This window comes from Kribbella sp. VKM Ac-2566 (assembly GCF_004366005.1).
GTDB classification, from domain to species: Bacteria; Actinomycetota; Actinomycetes; order Propionibacteriales; family Kribbellaceae; genus Kribbella; species Kribbella pratensis.
In genome coordinates, this window is sequence record NZ_SODT01000015.1 from 93481 (window position 1) to 110516 (window position 17036).

The window sequence follows — 17036 nt, forward strand, 5'->3', positions numbered from 1 at the left end:
GCCGCGGGGGACAACTGACCGCCGTCATGCCAGCTGTTCAGGAACCGCTGCGGTGCCACCGCTCCACGCCGGACCCACCACATGTTGGGCGCCGTCGGCCAGCTGATGCCGAAATGCAGGTGTGGTGGTGTCCCTTGGGCGCTCCCCGTCTTCCCTGTCCGTCCAAGAGGTTGCCCTGCCCGCACCTGCACACCTGGCGCGATTCCGGGCTGGATCGCCGAAAGGTGTGAGCCGTAGTACCGAACGCCATCCGCCCCCACCACCGAAACCGACAGCCCACCCCGGTCAGCACCCCGATTGGTCTTCGCATCCCACGAGTCGATCCGCGTCACCTCGTCGACCCGTCCGTCAACCGGCGCGACAAACAGACACCCGACGTGCGCAAAGATGTCCGACGCCGGGTAGTCATGATGGCTCTGCGAAGCATCCGCCCGACACCCACCAACAGGAAACACATACCGCCGTACGGCGGAAGCGCGCGGTGGAGCGGTCGTAACGGCCGGTGCCCTCGACTGCACCGGCTTGCTGGACTGAGGCCGCACACTCGGCTGTGACACACCTGTGGTCGGTGGGGTCGTTTGTGGTGGTGTAGCTCGAGGCGTGCTCGATACGGCGGTGGGTTGCGCCCGGTCGAAGACGCCGGCCGCCGACAATCCGAACCACCCGCCGCCGCCGACGATCACCACTGCCAGCAGGAAAGCAACCCAAGCCCGTCGCGTCACAGGAACCAGAATGCGTTGACGGTCGCCGCGGAGTACACCGTTTCGCACGGTATGCCGTTCCTGTCCGCATCCATTCGGTCCGGCATCCCGTAGTACCACCAGTACCGAACGGCCTCGGAGTACGACGCACCTCGCGCAACGAGGTCCCGGCAGTACAACCCCGCCGACCAGAACACGACACCACTGATCTCGCGCCCGTTCCAGTACGCCGCGACGTCGCTGCGCGGATATACGGTCTCGCACGGAATTCCGTTGCGGTCGGCATCCATCTGATTCGGCTGCCCGTGCAGCCGCCAGTAGTCCACCGCCGCGACGTAGCCGTATCCCTTGGCCTTCAGATCGCGACAGAACAACCCGGACGGCAACGACCGCACATCTCCACCTGCCGGCGCCGGGTTCGACGTCCCCTTCACCGTGGGCTTCGGCACGACGGTCTTCGTGATCACCGACACCGGCGCCGAGGTCGCGACCTCTGTCGGCGGCGAGGTGTCTGCCGCCCGTGGCGCCGGATCGTCCTTCGTCATCAGCACCACGAGCCAGGTCAGCAGCACCAGGATGACGCCGACCGCCACCCCTCCCAGCGCTGCCAGCGTCGCGTTACCGCGCTCGTTCCGCGGGTGACAATGCGTGCGTGTAGATGGTTCTCCATTCATGATTCCCCCCGCCAGCCATTCAAGCCCGGTCACTCTCCGTTGTCTATGGCCCGGGCTCCTCGTCCCCCTTCGAACTCCAGCACCGACAGAAGTGCTGCGCTGACCGCTAGGTCCCGCTGAAATCGTTCAGCGTGAGCTTGTCGCGGGTCGTCCCGCAGCCGAGACAGCGCTGGTAGCGCTGACCTTCCTCGTTGTGCTCGGTCTTCCACAGGTGCAAGTGGAGCCGACATCTCAGCGGCTTCTTCATCTCTCGACGGTAGGCCCGCGAGACGGTGCCGAACAGCCGTCAGCGGCGAACTTCCCAGGCGGACGAATCCTCGAGTACGTCGGGTAGCTCGCCGACCACTCCCAGGCGTTGGGTGCAGCGGGTCAGGGAGACGTAGAGGTCGCGGAGACCGCGGGGGGACTCGATGACGATGCCGTCCGGATCGACGACCAGGACGGAGTCGAACTCGAGGCCCTTGGCTTCGCGGGCGGTGAGGACCGTGACGCCGGTCAGGCCGTCGACGGCCTCCTGGATCAGCTCGAGCCGGCTGCGGGATGTGATCACGCCGACCTCGCCGTACGCCGTCTCCTCCGCCGCCATCTTGTAGACGTACAAGGCCTGTTCGGCCGCCGGTACGTCGACGTGCCACGGTTTCACGCCCGTGGAGCGGACCGATTGCGGCGCCCGCGCCGACGGGTCGACCTCGCGCAGTACTGCGTGCGCCAGCTCCATCACCTCGGCCGGCGTGCGGTAGTTCAACGTCAGCTCCGCCAGCCGCCAGCGATCGCCGAACGTCTCACCGAGTGCGGACGCCCACGACGTACCGCCGCCGATCGAGCTCGTCTGCGCCACGTCGCCGACCACCGTCATCGACCGCAGCGGGCATCGCCGAGCGATCGCCCGCCACGCCATCGGCGACAGCTCCTGCGCCTCGTCGACGATCACATGACCGTACGTCCACCGCCGATCCGCGGCGGCGCGATCGGCGAGCGTCCGATCGTCCTCCGCCTCGAACCGCTCGGCGAACGCCTCGGCGTCGAGAATGTCCTTGGCGGTAAGGATTTCCGCCTCGTCGTCCTCGTCGAAGTCGGTCGACCCCGAACCGGCGAGCACGTCCAGAGCACCTTGTGCATAAGCGATCGCGCGCGCCCGCGCGGCCCGCTCCCGCGCCGCCTCGGACCCGTCGTCACCGAGCAACTCCGCCGCCTCGTCCAGCAGCGGTACGTCGGACTGACTCCAGTCGTCGCCGTACCGCAACAGGTGTTCGCGATCCAGCGCGGACAACTGCGGCGCCGCGGACGCGAGCCGATCCTCGTCGCCGTACAGATCCTCCAAGAGCCGCTGTGGACTGAGCAACGGCCAGAGCTGCTCGAGCAGCGCCTGTACAGCGGGCTCGGCGAGCACCTCGCTGCGCAGTTCGGCGAGGTCGTACTCGTCGAGCAACTGCTCCCCGTCGAGCGGATCGGTGCCGATCAGCTCGGCGTACTGATGGGTGAGGTGGTCCGTGATCTCGTTGAGGACAAAGGGGCGCGCCTGGTTGTGGGTGAGGTTGCGGTTGCGGACCCGTGCGTGGACTGTCGCGCACACGGAAGGGTCGAGTGTGAGCTCGGTGCGTTCGACGGTCACGTGGACCGGGCGCTCCGGGAGCCATTGCCGATCGGCGACCGCCTTCGCGATCACGTCGGCCATCACCGTCCGGCCCTTCACCTCGGCACTCTCCGGTGACTCGGGGCGGGTCGCGTTCACGCCGGGGAACAGTTCGGCGATCGTGACGAGCCGGACGCCCTCCTCACCGAGTGACGGGAGCACCTGGCCGATGAATCGCAGGAACGCCGCATTCGGTCCGACAACGAGAATTCCGCGCTTTTCCAGTTGCTCACGATGCGTGTACAACAGAAATGCCGCCCGGTGCAGTGCGATTGCCGTCTTACCGGTGCCGGGACCGCCTTGGACGACCAGGATTCCGGGCAGTTCGGAGCGGATGATCCGGTCCTGATCGGCCTGGATCGTCTGCACGATCGACTCCATCTGACCGGTCCGGCGAGCCTCCAGCGCCTTCATCAGCACGGCCTCGCCGATCACGCCGGTGCCGGGCTTGGACGCGTCCGCCGCGTCCCGCCCGAGGTCGAGCTGCTCGTCCTGGACGTCGACCACGCGCCGTAGCCGGGTCTGGATGTGCCGGCGGCGGACGACGTCGTGATTGGCCACCGCGGTCGCGATGTAGAAGGGCCGAGCTGCTGGAGCACGCCAGTCCACCAGCAGGGGTTCATAGTCCGCGTCGTGCAGACCGATGCGGCCGAGGTGCAGGATCTCGCCGTCGGCGGTGTCCAGGCGGCCGAAGTACAGGCCTTCCTCGGCGGCGTTGAGCCGGGCCTGCCGGAGCTTGAGGTCACGGATCCGGCCGTCGCGCTGGTGCAGCGCCTGGGCGTTGCGGGTCTGGACCAGCTGCTCCTCGTCGGCGCGTGCGTCGGTGCGCTCTCGCTCCGCGTCCAGCGCAGCGTAGAACGTGATCAGGTTGGCCTGTTCGGTGTCGACTGGATTCGGCAATTCCTGTCCCTTGTGTTAAAATCCGTGCCGTTGGTTTCAAGCCGCATTTGTGGAATTCTCCCGGCGGCAGCCACAAATCCTTGAGTTTATCCGGTGCCCGGGTTTTCCTGTAGTGGTGTTCCACGCCATCGTCCCGCCGTACCTCCTCGAGCAACTCGAGCGATCCGCGGGTGACCCCAGCGTTCGTGCCCGGATCAGGCAGTCGCTGCAGCACGACGCCGTACTGCGAACGCGGCCCGCAGCCGGTCGGGAGCGCATGGCCGCGGCGGAGGGCGGCGGCCGGCAGCGCAAGGTGTACGACGCCGAGAACGGGACCGATCTGCCGGGCACGCTGATTCGGTCCGAGGGCGACGTCCCCGTCCAGGATCAAGCGACGAACCAGGCGTACGACGGCACCGGCGCCACCTGGACGTTGTTCAAGGAGTGCTTCGGGCGCGACTCGATCGACGGCGCCGGCCTGGTGCTCACGTCGACGGTGCACTACGACCGTGGGTACGCGAACGCGTTCTGGGACGGCGCGCAGATGGTGTTCGGCGACGGGGACGGCGAGATCTTCGGGAACTTCACGTCGGCGATCGATGTCACCGGCCACGAGTTGACCCACGGCGTCACGCAGTTCACGGCGAACCTCGCCTACGACGGCCAGTCGGGCGCGCTGAACGAGAGCACCTCGGACGTCTTCGGGTCGCTCGCGAAGCAGTACGCGCTCGGTCAGAGTGCCGCGGACGCCGACTGGCTGATCGGGGCGGGACTGTTCCTGCCCGGTGTGCAGGGCGTCGCGCTGCGGTCGATGAAGGCGCCCGGGATGGCGTACGACGATCCGCGGCTGGGAAAGGATCCGCAGCCGGCCGACATGTCCGGGTACGTCGACACTGCCGACGACAACGGCGGCGTACACATCAACTCGGGCATCCCGAACCGGGCGTTCTATCTGGTCGCGACCGAGCTCGGGGGGAACGCGTACGACGACGCCGGCAAGATCTGGTACTCGACACTGACGTCGGGGAAGCTCGCAGCGTCGGCCGGCTTCAAGGACTTCGCGGCCGCGACCGAGGCCGCGGCGCGGGACCTGTTCGGCGACGAGTCGCCGCAACTCGCCGCGGTGACCACGGCCTGGCAGACCGTCGGCGTCCTGGGGGACCAGACTTCACTCATGAACGCCGCCCAGACCAACCTCGAAACCAGCACCCCACCCGCCGCACCACCCGACCCGCAGTTGCCCGACCAGCAGCCGGTCGACGAGCGGGCGCGTGTCGAGTGAAGACGAAGCCTTGGCTCTGGCCTGCTAACGGGGTCGGGATGCTGGTGATCGCCGTCGCGGCGATCCTGCAGCCCGTGACGATGCTGTCGATACCCTGCGACGCCCCGACGTGTGATCCGCACGGCTACGTGGCGATCTTCAGCGTCTTCCCGACGGCGTTCGTGGTGATCGTCGCGCTGATCGCGCTGGGTTTGCTGAACGGTCGCAGGCGGTCCGGGTTCGGCGTGGCGATCTTTGCGGCCGCGGCCTGCGCCGGAATGCTCATGATGTTCGGCGCGTTCCTGATCGCGCCGGTGCGATGGCCGCTCGGGGCGGTGACGTTGGTGGTTGCGGGACTGGCGATCGAGGGGTTACGGTCCGCACCGGTACCGGCCTCCAGATGAGACGGTTTGACCTCAAGTCTTGTTGAGGTATTAGCGTCGCTGGTTGTGACAGTTCATCCGCTCCGGCTCGTCGTGCTGACGCGCAATCTCGACGCCGGGCGGTTCGGGACGGCGGTCACGCGGTGGTTCGCGCGGGAGGTCGAGCGCGCGGACGAGTTCAAGCTCGACCTGATCGACCTGAGCACGGTGCCGCTCACCGAGTTGCCGGGGCGGATCGAGGACGCGGACGCGGTGATGATCGTCACGGCGGAGTACAACCACGCCTACCCGGGGGACGTGAAGACCGCGATCGACGCCGTACGCCGGCCTTGGTACGCGAAGCCGGTGGGGTTCGTGGTGTACGGCGGACGGTCGGGTGGACTGCGTGCGGCCGAGCAGCTCCGGCTCGTCTTCGGCGAACTGCACGCGGTGACGATCCGCGACAGCCTCGGCTTCCGCGAAGAGGACTTCATCGACGGAGAGCCGGCCGACCCCACGACCACCGCGGCCGCGACCGCCCTCCTCCACCAACTCGCCTGGTGGGCCCGCTCCCTTCGCGACGCCCGCGCGGACACGCCGTACCCGGAATAGGTTGTCGCAGGTGGTGGTTGGCACTTCAACGTGACCGCCGAACCGATGCCCCTGTCCGTGCTCGATCTCTCGCCGGTGCCGACGGGTACGCGGCCGTCGGAGGCGCTGCACGAGACGCTGGAACTGGCCCGCACCGCCGAGGCCGCCGGGTATCACCGGTTCTGGCTCGCGGAGCACCACAACATCCCGAGCGTCGTCAGCACCAGCCCCGAGGTGATGATCGCCGCGGTGGCCGCCGCGACCTCGACGATCCGGGTCGGATCTGGCGGCATCATGCTGCCGAACCACTCCCCGCTCAAGGTCGCCGAGACGTTCCGGGTCCTCGGCGGGCTGTACCCGGACCGCATCGACCTCGGCCTCGGTCGCGCACCGGGCACCGACCAGCGCACGGCGCTCGCGTTGCGCCGTAGCCGCGAGGCGCTCGGGGCCGACGACTTCACCGAGCAGTACGCCGAGCTCCGTGCATACGCCGAAGGGTTCCCGGCGGGGCATCCGTTCGAGCCGATCAGCGCGCAACCGGACGACGTACCGCTGCCGCCGGTATGGATCCTCGGATCCAGCACGTACGGCGGTCAGGCGGCCGCCGCGCTCGGGACCGGATTCGCGTACGCCGGCCACTTCGGGACACTCGATCCGGCCGGCGTCATCTCGGCGTACAAGACGAACTTCCAGCGCCTCGAGCATGACGGCGGGCCGCACGCGATCCTCGCACTCGCCGCGATCGTCGCCGAGACCGAAGAACGTGCGCAGCAGCTCGCTCGCGCCAACGCGCTCTCCATGCTCCGCCTCCGCTCCGGCCGCCCGGGACCGCTGCCGTCGCCCGAGGAGGCAGAGGCCTACCCGTGGTCCGACGCGGAGGTTGCAGCCGTGGAGGAGTGGGCGGGCCTCGTCTCCGTCGGCACCCCTGACCAGGTAGCCGCCGACCTACGTCACCGCGCCGAATCCGCCGGCGCCGACGAACTGATCATCACCACGAATATTCACAACCCGGCGGAACGCCGCCGCTCGTTCCAGCTGCTCGCCGAAGCCTGGGGCCTCAAGTCGCGCTGACCGCGGACCTGTAGCACTCCCCAACCCGCGCGAACGACCGATTCCCCCGGTCGCTCGAGCGTCAGCTTGCCGGCGTCCGCGACTTTGGTGAGTGGTGCGCGTCCGGTGTCCCGCGGACGTGTTCGAAGATGAGGCTCGTTTCCGCGTGGCTGACCGCTGGATCGGCGGTCAGGTGGTCGAGCACGAACTCCCGGAGCGCGTCCGGTGTCGCCGCGGAGACGTGCAGCAGGTAGTCGTTCGCGCCGCTGACGTGGAACAGCGACAGCACCCCGGGGAGCCGGGGGACGTTCGTGCGGAAGCGGTCGATCTCGTCGCGGGAGTGCGCACCGATCCGGATCGCGATCAGCGCCTGCAGCGGCTGACCCAGCGCGGCCAGGTCCACGTCGGCGTGGAAGCCGCGGATCACCCCGCGCTCGCGGAGTGACCGCACCCGGGTCAGGCACGTCGACGGCGCGATGCCGGCTGCCTCGGCGAGCGCGTTGTTCGGCATCCGGCCGTCCGCCGTCAGCAGGTTGACCAGCGTCCGGTCCACTTCGTCGAGCCCTTCAGGCCCAGTCCCAGGCCCAGTCCCAGGCGCAGCCCGCGGAGCCGGTCCCGGGCTCCGACGATCCTTCGGCATACCCCCACTGTAGAGCTCATCCACAGAATCCACAGCGTGTGGATGACCCTGTGGACGAATTTTCTTCGGAACTATTGCGTCAACCTCGCAGAAGATTCCACAGTCTCCTCACTTGTCCACAGGTGGAGGAGGCAGTGACGATGCAGCTGGACACCCGGTCCGTACACGCCGGCCGCGACGACCTGGCCGCCCTCGGCGTCCACGTCCCGCCGATCGACCTGTCCACCACCTATCCGCTCCCCGACGTCCACACCGGCGGAGCGTCGTACGACGAACTCGCGCAGGGTCGCGGGCCTGACGGCGGGAGCCTGGTCTACCAGCGCCTGTGGAACCCGACGGTCGCGCGCTTCGAAGACGCGCTCGCGGAGCTCGAACACTGTGACGGCGCGGTCGCCTTCGGGTCCGGCATGGCCGCGCTCACCGCGTGCCTGCTCGCCACCGTCGCAGCAGGCCGTCCACACGTGGTCGCCGTACGACCCCTGTACGGCGGCACCGACCACCTGTTGTCCACAGGCCTCCTGGGGACAACTGTCACGTACGCCGAGCCGAGTGAGGTCGCCGGAGCGATCCGCCCGGACACCGGCCTGGTGATCGTCGAGACCCCGGCGAACCCGACCGTCGACCTCGTCGACATCGCGTACGTCGCCACCGCGGCCGGTGACGTACCGGTCCTGGTCGACAACACCTTCGCGACGCCGGTCCTGCAGCAACCGGCTCGGCACGGGGCGAGCCTGGTGTTGCACTCGGCAACCAAGTACCTCGGCGGTCATGGCGACGTGATGGGTGGCGTCGTCGCGGCCGGCGTGGAGTGGGTCGGCCGGCTTCGGCAGATCCGCGCTGTGACAGGTGGCCTGCTGCACCCGTTGGCGGCGTACGAACTGCACCGGGGACTGCAGACGCTGCCTGTTCGAGTACGGGCGCAGCAGGCGACCGCCATCAAGGTCGCGGACTGGCTGTCCGCGCAGCCGACCGTCGAGCGGGTCCACTACCCGGGCCTGACCGATCCGGCCGGGCTGATCGGCCGGCAGCAGGCGGGGCCGGGCGCGGTGCTCGCGTTCACGCTCAGCGGCGGCTACGAAGCGGCGTCCCGGGTGGCGAGCGGCCTCAAGCTCATCACCCACGCCGTCTCACTGGGCGGAGTCGACACCCTCATCCAGCACCCCGCCGCCCTGACCCACCGCCTGGTCGCGTCGGAGGCCAAACCGACCGACGCCCTGCTCCGCCTGAGCCTCGGCCTGGAAGACCCCGAAGACCTCACCGCCGACCTCGCCCAAGCCCTCACCCACGCCTGACTCCCCGGACTTTGAGAAGCCACCAACCATGGTTCGGCCGCGAAAGTGGTTGGTGGCTTCTCAAAGTTGGATTCTGCGCAGGGCAGAACGGTGTGGGGAATCTGCTCAGGGCAGATTCGGGGCGGTGGACCTTCGAGGGGTGGCACACTCGGTACAGGAGATCCGGAGGCGAGGAGGGCCAGACGTGTTGCTACGCCAGGTGATCGGAAGCGTTTTCCGCCGGCTGCGGCGCGAGCGGGGCATCACCCTGCGTGAGCTCGCCGAGCTGGCCCAGGTGTCGGTGCCGTACCTGTCCGAGATCGAGCGCGGCCGCAAGGAGCCGTCCTCGGAGATCCTCGCCGCGATCTGCCGGGCGCTCGATCTGGAGCTGTCCGACCTGCTCGCCGAGGTGCAGTTCGATCTGACCACCGCGGTCCGGTCCACGCTGCCGATCCGTCTCCAGACCGCCGCGATCCGCGTCGAGGACCCCGCCTCCCGCCGCATCCCGTCCGGCCCCCGCGCGTACTCCTCCGTCCCCACGGCGTACGCCCTCGTCGCCTAGAAAATCAGTCACGCCAGACGGCCGATGTACCTAGCCTGACCTGGTGCCGAACCACGTGAAGCGCCGCGCGCCCGCCGCGCCGGGCTCGATCCCCGCTGCCCTGCAAATGTTCGAGTCCGAGGTCCGCTTCTACCGCGACATCGCGCCCGTAATAGGCATCCGCGTGCCAGAGTGCTACCAGGCGGAGTCCGGCCCGGACGGGACGCTGCTGGTCCTGGAGGACCTCTCCGACTGGACCCCGGGCGCCGAGCCGGCCGCCGGAGCACGAGCGCTCCGCGCACTCCACGACCGCTGGCGGGGACGCGCGCACAGCGAGTGGGCATGGCTGCGATCGCCCGGTGCCGGCGACGTACTGGTCGCCGAGCTCTACGACCGCACGTGGCCGACCTTGGCGGCGCGGTCCGACCTGTCCGCGCCGGTGCGTGCGTACGGCGAGCACTTGGTCGGGCGAGTGCTGCAGGCCGAGGCGGACGTGGCGCGGGCAGGGGAACTGACGTTGGCCCACGGCGACGCGTCGGCGCAGAACATGCGAACCGGTCCCGACCGGCAAGTGGCGTTGCTCGACTGGGAGGACGTGTCGGCGGCGCCCGGCGTACTGGATCTCGCGTGGTTCCTGGTGTCGTCCGTCGAACCGGCACGGTGGCCGGAAGCGTTGACGGCGTACGGCGACGTCGACGGGCTGGACGTGGTGCTGCCGTCGGTGATGGTGCAGGGGTATCTGAGCATGTCCGATCTGCCCGATGGTGAGGGTGGAGAGTGGAACGCTCGCCTCGAAGCTGCGGCGGTGATGCTGTGAGGTACGTCGTGCGTTTTGCGGTGGATGATCCGGAGTTGTCGGCGTTGCACGCTGCTGCGTTCGAGGGGGAGCTGGAGGTGCAGCCGTGGGCGGAGCGGTTGGAGCGGTGGGCGCTGACCTGGGTGGGGGCCTTTAGCAACGATCGACTGGTTGGCTTTGTGCAGGTGTGTTGGGACGGCGGTGCCCACGCGTTTGTACTGGACACCGCCGTACATCCGGACCACGGGCGGCAGGGGATCGGCAAACAACTCGTGCTGACCGCGGCCGAGGAGGCCCGCAAGGCCGGGTGCGAGTGGCTGCACGTCGATTACGAGCCGCACCTCAAAGCCTTCTACGAGGATGCGTGCGGTTTCCGCCCGACGGACGCGGGCCTGCTCAAGCTCCGATGACGGTCAGTCGCTCGGTCGAGATGCAGGACGTCAGACAGCGTTCCTTGGCGTCGCCGAGCAGGTCCGCGGTCCACGTGGTGAAGCCGCCGTCGCCCAGCCCTTCGCCGCCGCGGTCGATGCCGAGACCGGTGCCGGCGTAGTAGCCCGCGCTCTTGGTCCGCTCGGTGTCCTCGGTGAACGCGACACCGAGCGCAGGGCGGACCGTGTCCTCGATCCGGTCGCGCAGCGCCGACTCGGTGAACGCGGTGAACGTGAGTTCGGCCTTGTCGCCGAGTACGGCGTGCCAGAAGTTCAGGTGGTCGATCAGCAACTCTGCCTCCGTCCGGCACGACCCGGTGTCCCGCGCGCTCGAGACGAGCACGAACAGCTCGAAGTGCGCGGACATCCCCGGACCGTCGAACGGCTGCGCGCGCACCACCCGCTGACAGGCCGCCAGGTGTACGCGCTCCTGCCCGGCGCGACGTCGTACGGCGGCCTCGATCGCCAGCTCGTTGGTCGGATCGCTGGCGACCTCGGTACCGCGGATCGTGCTGACCACCTGGTGCTGATTGATCGTCGCGATCGCCGAACACGTACCCAGCGGCGTGACCGGAGACAGCTGCACGCCGTCGAACTTCTCCGGGAGCAGCGCCCACAAGCGTTGCTGCGTCTGCACCAGCTCCCGCGGATCGATGGTCGACGGCTGGACGAACCGGTCCTGCTGCCAGCGCTGCAGGAGCCGCGCCGGCGTCACCTTGGCCGCGCGCCGCCGCGTCACGTCCAGCAGGACGGACTGCAACTCCGACTGGCTCAACCCATCCACGAGGGCGTCGCGGGTACCGTCCGGCAGCTTCGCCCAGAATCGTTCGCTGACCTCTCCCATCGCTCTACTCTGTCCGATAATTCCCCTGATCCGCGCCTGATTTATGCCGTATCGTCGTCACATGACACTTCCGCGCCCGCACCCCTGACCCTCTGACCGAGTGCTGTCGGTCCGCATCGTCGCCTTCGAGGCGTTGCAGGACTTCATCCCGCTCTACCCGCTGTACCAGTTGCTGTTCGCCGATCACGGGCTGTCTCCTGCCCAGATCTCGACGCTGTTCGTCATCTGGTCGGCTACCGGGTTCGTTCTCGAGGTGCCGTCCGGCGCCTGGGCGGACGCGTACTCACGGCGCAAGCTGCTGATCCTCGGCGCGCTGCTCAGCGGCGTCGGGTACGCCGCGTGGATCATGCTCCCGTCGTTCGCCGGATTCGCGCTGGGCTTCGTCCTGTGGGGTACGTCGTCGGCGCTGATCTCCGGGACCTACGAGGCGTTCGTGTACGACGAACTCGCCGCGCGGGATCGCACCGAGCACTACCCGACGCTCCTCGGTCGCGCGCGATCCGCGTCGTTCGTGATGAACCTGGCCGCGACCGCGCTCGCGACTCCGCTGTTCAACCTCGGCGGATACGCGTTGGCCGGCGTGGTCAGCGTGCTGAGCTGTGTCGTGCAGGCGGGCGTCGCGTGGTCGTTGCCTGAGGCGCGACCGGTCGAGGAGGCCCGGGAGTCGGACGAGCCGGGTGCACGCGCGGCGTTCGGCAACTATCTCCACATGCTGAGGTCAGGCGTGGCGGAGGTGCTGACGAGTCGGTTGGTCCGGCGGTCCGTTGCGTTGGTCGCGTTGCTCGGCGGCTTTCTCGCGTTCGACGAGTACTTCCCGTTGCTCGCCCGGGAGACCGGCGCGGCGACGAGCGTGATCCCGTTGCTGATCGCAGGAACAGTTGCGGCGCAGGCGCTCGGCAGTGCGCTCGCGGGACCGGCGTACAAGTGGCCTGCAGCAGTCTTCGCGGCGGCGCTCGGGGCGACCGCGGTACTGATCGCGACCGGATCGCTGAGCCGGTCGGCCTGGGGATTCCTGCCGATCGCGCTCGGGTACGGACTCATGCAACTGGTGATCGTGGTGTCCGAGTCGCGCCTGCAGGACGCGATCACCGGACCGGCGCGGGCGACCGTGACATCGGTGTCCGGGCTGTTCGCCGAGGTGTCCGCGATCGCGGTGTACGGCGGGTTCGCGCTCGGATCGGTGTGGTTCACGATGTCGGTCCTCGTGGCGGCGTTGACGATCCCGGTGCTGCTGACGGCGTTCGTCGTACCGTTCGCGCTGCCGTCACCGCGTAGTTCGGTGAGCGCCGAAGCGTCCGATACCTAGCCTCACATCATGACCAATGAGGGCGTTCTAAAGGTATGAGGAAACAGGGTGTGCTCGCCGGCGGAGCGGCCGCGGTGACGGTTGTGTTGTGGGCTTCGGCGTTCGTCGCGATCCGCCATGTCGGTCAGGACATCTCGGCGGGTGCGCTGACGCTCGGCCGGCTCCTGGTCGGCAGTGTGCTGCTGGGGTTCTTCGTGTTCACCCGGCCGCGGCGCTGGCCGGCGCGGGCGGACTGGAAGCTTCTGCTGGCGTGCGGACTGCTGTGGTTCGGGGTGTACAACGTGGCGCTGAACGAGGCCGAGCGACACCTCGACGCCGGGACAACGGCGATGCTCGTCAACATCGGACCGTTGCTGATCGCCTTGCTGGCCGGGATCTTGCTGGGCGAAGGGTTCCCGCGCCAGTTGGTGATCGGCAGCGTCGTCGCGTTCGCCGGGGTGGTGGTGATCGCTCTGTCCTCGTCGCACGGCGGCGCGGATACCTGGGGCGTGGCGCTGTGCCTGGTGGCCGCGGCGGCGTACGCGATCGGTGTCGTGTCGCAGAAGCCGTTGCTGGCTCGCCTGCCCGCGCTGGAGGTGACCTGGTTGTCGTGCCTGATCGGTGCCGTCGCCTGCTTGCCGTTCGGGCCGACGCTGCTACGTGAGGCGGCCGATGCGCGTCCGGTCACGGTCTGGTGGGTAGTGTTCCTCGGCGCGTTTCCGACCGCGATCGCGTTCACTACATGGGCTTACGCGTTGGCTCGGACGACGGCGGGCCGGATGGGCGCGATGACGTACCTCGTCCCGCCGATCACGATCTTCCTCGGGTGGCTGCTGCTTGGTGAGAGCCCGGTGCCGCTCGCTTACGCCGGCGGCGTGCTGTGTGTCGGTGGGGTCGCGATCTCGCGCTACCGCCGGCGAGCCGTCGCCGAGATGCCGGTGGTCAGCGTGGACAGCCCGGACTCGAAGCCGCTGTCGAAGTCGTAGGCGAGGCCGTCCGCGCCGAGGTCGTTGACGATCCGGGTCAGGGTCGGGGCCTTGTGTGCGGGGAGTGCGCGGACCCGGGTGAGCAGGTCGGGGGCGAGCTCGAAGGTTTCCGCGCGCACCGACGCCTCGCCGAGGCTGAAGCCGTGGATGAAGTCGATCAGGGTGTTCGCGGCCTCGAAGATCTGGCGCGGTCCGAGGCCGGCCCGGTCGAGGGCCCGGTAGAACGGCTCCATCGTGACTACGACGACGTCCGACACCGCGGACGTGTCCGACAGCACCTGCAGCGCGAGGTTCGGGTGCTGGCGGAGGCCGTCGCGGTAGGCGCGGGCCGCCTGCTTGAGCTGCTCGTCCCACGGAACGGAGTCGCCCGGGTCGGGGAGTTCCAGGCCGGCGAACACAAGCTCCGCGAGACCGGCGAGGACGGCGGCCTTGTTCGGCAGGTGGTGGTACAGCGACATCGGGTTGACCTTCAGCGTGGCCGCCAGCCGTCGCATGGTCAGCGCGTCGATGCCCTCGTCGTCGACGATCCCGAGCGCGGCGGTCAGGATCGCGTCCCGGCTCAGCCGCTCCTCCCCGGCACGGGGTCGCCCGGAGCGCTTGCCGACATTAACCATACGACGTATGGTACATAATCATACAACGTATGGATAAGGAGGCGGCATGCAGCCGTTGGCGGGGAAGGTGGCGCTGGTCGCCGGTGCGACCCGGGCAGCAGGACGCGGAATCGCGGTCGAGCTCGGCGCGGCGGGCGCGACCGTGTACGTGACCGGGCGCAGCACGCGGGACCGGCGGTCCGAGATGAATCGGCCCGAGACGATCGAGGAGACAGCGGAGCTGGTCGACAAGGCCGGCGGCCACGGCATCGCCGTACCCGTTGATCATCTGGATCCGGAACAGGTCCGTGCGCTGGTCGAGCGGATCGAGCGCGAGCAGGGGGCGCTGCACATCCTGGTGAACGACATCTGGGGTCAGCACGGTGAGCCCGAGTGGGACAAGACGGTGTGGGAGAGCGATCTCGAGGGCGGTCTGCGGCTGCTGCAGTTGGGCGTGAACACGCACGTGATCACGAGCCACTACGCGTTGCCGTTGCTGATCAAGTCACCCGGTGGGCTGGTGATCGAGATGACCGACGGCACGAACGAGTTCAACGCCGACAACTACCGCGTCTCGTTCTTCTACGACGTCGCGAAGGGCGCGGTCGGGCGGATCGCGTTCGCGTTGGCGCACGAGTTGGACAAGTACGACGCGACCGCCGTACTGCTCACGCCCGGGTGGTTGCGGTCCGAGGCGATGCTCGAAGGGTTCGGTGTCCGCGAGGACAACTGGCGGGACGCGACCGAACGGATCCCGCACTTCGCGATCTCCGAAAGCCCGTCGTACGTCGGCCGCGCGGTGGCGGCGCTCGCGGCGGACCCCGACGTACGACGCTGGAACGGCAAGTCCACGTCGAGCGGCGAACTGGCCAAGGTCTACGACTTCACCGACCTCGACGGCTCCCGCCCCGACGCCTGGCGCTACATCGTCGAGGTCGAACACGCCGGCAAACCCGCCGACACCACCGGCTACCGCTAAAGCCGGTACGGCGCGCACACCTCGTCGCCGTCCGACCCCACCACGACGGCACCCACCGATACCGCGCCCCGGGCGGCGTCCATGGGCAGCCCGGTCTCTGGCGACGGGGCTTGCGCGGTCTCGACCGACAGTGGGGCGTGTGGGTGCGCTGCTGCGATAGGGACTCCGGTTGCGGCTGCCAGCGCAAGGAGGTCGCGGCGTGAGGTGACGGCGACGGCGGGGTCGCGCTCGTACACGTACGTCAGCTCCGGCCAGCGTGCCTGCGCCGGGTGCACCAGCACATCGCCACCGAGGATCGCCCGCTCAGTCACCACCGACTGATGCCCAGGTGTGTGCCCCGGCGTCGGCACCAACCGCATCCCGCGCAGCACGACCTCCCCGTCGACCACCCGCAACTGCCCCGCGTCCTCGATCGGCCGAATCCGCTTCGAGTACGTCGACCCACCGCGCACATGCTCCAGCTCATCCCGCTGTACGACGTACTCCGCCCGAGGAAACCCCGGCCGCGCCCCGTCGGACGCCCACCCCACATGATCCAGATGCACGTGCGTCAAGACGACCGCATCCACATCCGCTGCCTCCACCCCCACCTGCCCCATCAACTGAGGCAACCGCCCCGCAACCCCCAACCACTCAGCCGCCTCCCCACCAGTCGGCCCAACCCCCGCATCCACCAACACCACACCCGACTCAGACACCGCCAAATAGCTATGAAAATGCAGCAACCACCCATCCCCACGAACATTCCCCGCCATCACCCGCCGAGTCCACGCCGCCTCCTCCAAACCCCACCCAGGCAACGCGCCGGCAACCCCCTCCGGAAACAAAGCCACCGCATCGCACAACACCGTCACGTCCACGGGTCAACACCCTCCCATTCGGAAGGCGTGCGGGGTAGCGCCCATAGCCGCGGTCTGTGGATATCAGGTGAGGAGCATCCAGGTGGCGAGGGTGGTCATGAGGAGGGCTATGGATGAGTCGAGGAATTGCCAGGCTCGCGGGCGGGCGAAGAGGGTGGCTAGTTTGCGGGAGAAGAAGCCCAGGGAGAAGAACCAGGTGAAGCTGGCGGTGACGGCTCCCAGGCCGTAGAGCCAGCGGCCGTCGGTGCCTCGTTGGTTTGCCAGCGAGCCCAGGAGTACGACGGTGTCGAGGTAGACGTGGGGGTTGAGGTAGGTGAAGCCCAGGCAGGCGAGTACGACGCTGCGCAGGGCGGCCGGGGCGTGGTCGGCGGCTGTCATCGAGCCGGGGTTGAAGGCGCGTTTCGCGGCGAGGAACGCGTACGCGTAGAGGAAGGCGGCGCCGCCGAACTTGGCGATGTCGAGGGCCAGTTGGCTGCGGGTCAGGAGTGCGCCGAGGCCGAGGATGCCGCTGGAGATCAGGAGCGCGTCGGACAGCGCGCAGGTCAGGACCACGGGGAGGACGTGCTCGCGCCGCAGGCCTTGGCGGAGGACGAACACGTTCTGGGCGCCGATCGCCACGATCAGCGACAGTGCGGTGGCGAAACCGGCGAGGAGGGGCATGT

General features: G+C 68.6%; 19 protein-coding genes and 1 pseudogene. 11 read left to right on the forward strand and 9 right to left on the reverse strand.

Annotation, left to right across the window (positions count from 1 at the left end):
* Window positions 1-113 precede the first annotated feature (113 nt).
* The 4 genes and pseudogenes from EV647_RS43770 to EV647_RS37510 all read right to left on the reverse strand — a co-directional run.
* Window positions 114-821 (reverse strand): annotated as a pseudogene (locus EV647_RS43770) (M23 family metallopeptidase); the annotation flags it as partial.
* Entirely contained in the window at window positions 719-1294 is a 576-nt protein-coding gene (locus EV647_RS37505) for a hypothetical protein (RefSeq protein ID WP_134011697.1), read from the reverse strand. The gene EV647_RS37505 and the pseudogene EV647_RS43770, both read right to left, overlap by 103 nt.
* A 187-nt stretch (window positions 1295-1481) precedes the next feature.
* Entirely contained in the window at window positions 1482-1622 is a 141-nt protein-coding gene (locus tag EV647_RS42325) for a hypothetical protein (protein WP_166680526.1), read from the reverse strand.
* Window positions 1623-1661: 39 nt separating this feature from the next.
* Complete coding sequence (locus EV647_RS37510; RefSeq protein ID WP_134011700.1) at window positions 1662-3908, reverse strand: AAA family ATPase; 2247 nt, start codon at window positions 3906-3908, stop codon at window positions 1662-1664.
* Window positions 3909-4023: 115 nt separating this feature from the next.
* Here EV647_RS37510 and EV647_RS37515 point away from each other — a divergent pair, with 115 nt between their 5' ends.
* From EV647_RS37515 to EV647_RS37530, 4 genes are read left to right on the forward strand one after another with little or no spacing between them, the layout of a single operon-like run.
* The gene (locus EV647_RS37515) at window positions 4024-5169 is read left to right on the forward strand and encodes a M4 family metallopeptidase (protein ID WP_134011702.1); all 1146 of its coding nucleotides are present in this window, start codon (window positions 4024-4026) and stop codon (window positions 5167-5169) included.
* A complete protein-coding gene (locus EV647_RS37520) occupies window positions 5166-5552 on the forward strand; it encodes a hypothetical protein (protein ID WP_134011704.1) in 387 nt (128 codons plus the stop codon). Before EV647_RS37515 ends, EV647_RS37520 begins: the two co-directional genes overlap by 4 nt.
* 45 nt (window positions 5553-5597) lie before the next feature.
* Window positions 5598-6122 (forward strand): NADPH-dependent FMN reductase, encoded by a 525-nt coding sequence (locus EV647_RS37525; RefSeq protein WP_134011706.1) that lies wholly within the window; start codon window positions 5598-5600, stop codon window positions 6120-6122.
* 30 nt (window positions 6123-6152) lie between these two features.
* Window positions 6153-7172 (forward strand): LLM class flavin-dependent oxidoreductase, encoded by a 1020-nt coding sequence (locus EV647_RS37530; protein WP_238177593.1) that lies wholly within the window; start codon window positions 6153-6155, stop codon window positions 7170-7172.
* Window positions 7173-7233: 61 nt separating this feature from the next.
* Here EV647_RS37530 and EV647_RS37535 read toward each other — a convergent pair whose 3' ends face one another.
* Window positions 7234-7704 (reverse strand): Lrp/AsnC family transcriptional regulator, encoded by a 471-nt coding sequence (locus tag EV647_RS37535; RefSeq protein WP_238177594.1) that lies wholly within the window; start codon window positions 7702-7704, stop codon window positions 7234-7236.
* Window positions 7705-7931: 227 nt separating this feature from the next.
* On the opposite strand from EV647_RS37535, the gene EV647_RS37540 reads away from it, so the two are divergent.
* The 4 genes from EV647_RS37540 to EV647_RS37555 all read left to right on the forward strand — a co-directional run bounded on the left by EV647_RS37540 (window position 7932) and on the right by EV647_RS37555 (window position 10809).
* Window positions 7932-9083, forward strand: a complete 1152-nt coding sequence (locus EV647_RS37540; RefSeq protein WP_134012488.1) for a PLP-dependent aspartate aminotransferase family protein — start codon at window positions 7932-7934, stop codon at window positions 9081-9083.
* 184 nt (window positions 9084-9267) lie between these two features.
* Window positions 9268-9624 (forward strand): helix-turn-helix domain-containing protein, encoded by a 357-nt coding sequence (locus tag EV647_RS37545; RefSeq protein WP_134011711.1) that lies wholly within the window; start codon window positions 9268-9270, stop codon window positions 9622-9624.
* 43 nt (window positions 9625-9667) lie between these two features.
* A complete protein-coding gene (locus EV647_RS37550; protein WP_134011713.1) occupies window positions 9668-10420 on the forward strand; it encodes a phosphotransferase in 753 nt (250 codons plus the stop codon).
* Complete coding sequence (locus EV647_RS37555; RefSeq protein WP_134011715.1) at window positions 10417-10809, forward strand: GNAT family N-acetyltransferase; 393 nt, start codon at window positions 10417-10419, stop codon at window positions 10807-10809. Before EV647_RS37550 ends, EV647_RS37555 begins: the two co-directional genes overlap by 4 nt.
* Here EV647_RS37555 and EV647_RS37560 read toward each other — a convergent pair.
* Entirely contained in the window at window positions 10796-11671 is an 876-nt protein-coding gene (locus tag EV647_RS37560; RefSeq protein ID WP_134011717.1) for a hypothetical protein, read from the reverse strand. The genes EV647_RS37555 and EV647_RS37560 overlap by 14 nt on opposite strands.
* A gap of 100 nt (window positions 11672-11771) precedes the next feature.
* Here EV647_RS37560 and EV647_RS37565 point away from each other — a divergent pair, with 100 nt between their 5' ends.
* Together EV647_RS37565 and EV647_RS37570 are read left to right on the forward strand one after the other, a co-directional pair.
* Entirely contained in the window at window positions 11772-12977 is a 1206-nt protein-coding gene (locus EV647_RS37565) for an MFS transporter (protein ID WP_238177595.1), read from the forward strand.
* Window positions 12978-13012: 35 nt separating this feature from the next.
* Window positions 13013-13942, forward strand: a complete 930-nt coding sequence (locus EV647_RS37570) for a DMT family transporter (protein WP_134011720.1) — start codon at window positions 13013-13015, stop codon at window positions 13940-13942.
* Here the strand turns inward: EV647_RS37570 and EV647_RS37575 are convergent.
* Window positions 13864-14556 carry a TetR/AcrR family transcriptional regulator gene (locus EV647_RS37575; protein ID WP_134011722.1) on the reverse strand — a complete coding sequence of 231 codons (693 nt, stop codon included), beginning with the start codon at window positions 14554-14556 and terminating at the stop codon, window positions 13864-13866. The genes EV647_RS37570 and EV647_RS37575 overlap by 79 nt on opposite strands.
* Before the next feature lie 46 nt (window positions 14557-14602).
* On the opposite strand from EV647_RS37575, the gene EV647_RS37580 reads away from it, so the two are divergent.
* On the forward strand, window positions 14603-15514 hold the full coding sequence (locus EV647_RS37580) for an SDR family oxidoreductase (RefSeq protein ID WP_134011724.1): 912 nt from the start codon (window positions 14603-14605) through the stop codon (window positions 15512-15514).
* Here EV647_RS37580 and EV647_RS37585 read toward each other — a convergent pair.
* Together EV647_RS37585 and EV647_RS37590 are read right to left on the reverse strand one after the other, a co-directional pair.
* Window positions 15511-16269 (reverse strand): MBL fold metallo-hydrolase, encoded by a 759-nt coding sequence (locus EV647_RS37585; RefSeq protein ID WP_238177626.1) that lies wholly within the window; start codon window positions 16267-16269, stop codon window positions 15511-15513. The two genes, EV647_RS37580 and EV647_RS37585, sit on opposite strands and share 4 nt — an antisense overlap.
* A 168-nt stretch (window positions 16270-16437) precedes the next feature.
* A complete protein-coding gene (locus tag EV647_RS37590; protein WP_134011728.1) occupies window positions 16438-17034 on the reverse strand; it encodes a LysE/ArgO family amino acid transporter in 597 nt (198 codons plus the stop codon).
* Window positions 17035-17036: the final 2 nt, after the last annotated feature.

What these genes read in the sequence shown, in the direction of transcription:
- EV647_RS37575 (WP_134011722.1), bottom strand. Translation starts at nt 14,556, where the DNA reads ATGGTTAATGTCGGCAAGCGCTCCGGGCGACCCCGTGCCGGGGAGGAG.
- EV647_RS37560 (WP_134011717.1), bottom strand. Translation starts at nt 11,671, where the DNA reads ATGGGAGAGGTCAGCGAACGATTCTGGGCGAAGCTGCCGGACGGTACC.
- EV647_RS37590 (WP_134011728.1), bottom strand. Translation starts at nt 17,034, where the DNA reads ATGCCCCTCCTCGCCGGTTTCGCCACCGCACTGTCGCTGATCGTGGCG.
- EV647_RS42325 (WP_166680526.1), bottom strand. Translation starts at nt 1,622, where the DNA reads ATGAAGAAGCCGCTGAGATGTCGGCTCCACTTGCACCTGTGGAAGACC.
- EV647_RS37570 (WP_134011720.1), top strand. Translation starts at nt 13,013, where the DNA reads ATGAGGAAACAGGGTGTGCTCGCCGGCGGAGCGGCCGCGGTGACGGTT.
- EV647_RS37580 (WP_134011724.1), top strand. Translation starts at nt 14,603, where the DNA reads ATGCAGCCGTTGGCGGGGAAGGTGGCGCTGGTCGCCGGTGCGACCCGG.
- EV647_RS37585 (WP_238177626.1), bottom strand. Translation starts at nt 16,269, where the DNA reads ATGGCGGGGAATGTTCGTGGGGATGGGTGGTTGCTGCATTTTCATAGC.
- EV647_RS37540 (WP_134012488.1), top strand. Translation starts at nt 7,932, where the DNA reads ATGCAGCTGGACACCCGGTCCGTACACGCCGGCCGCGACGACCTGGCC.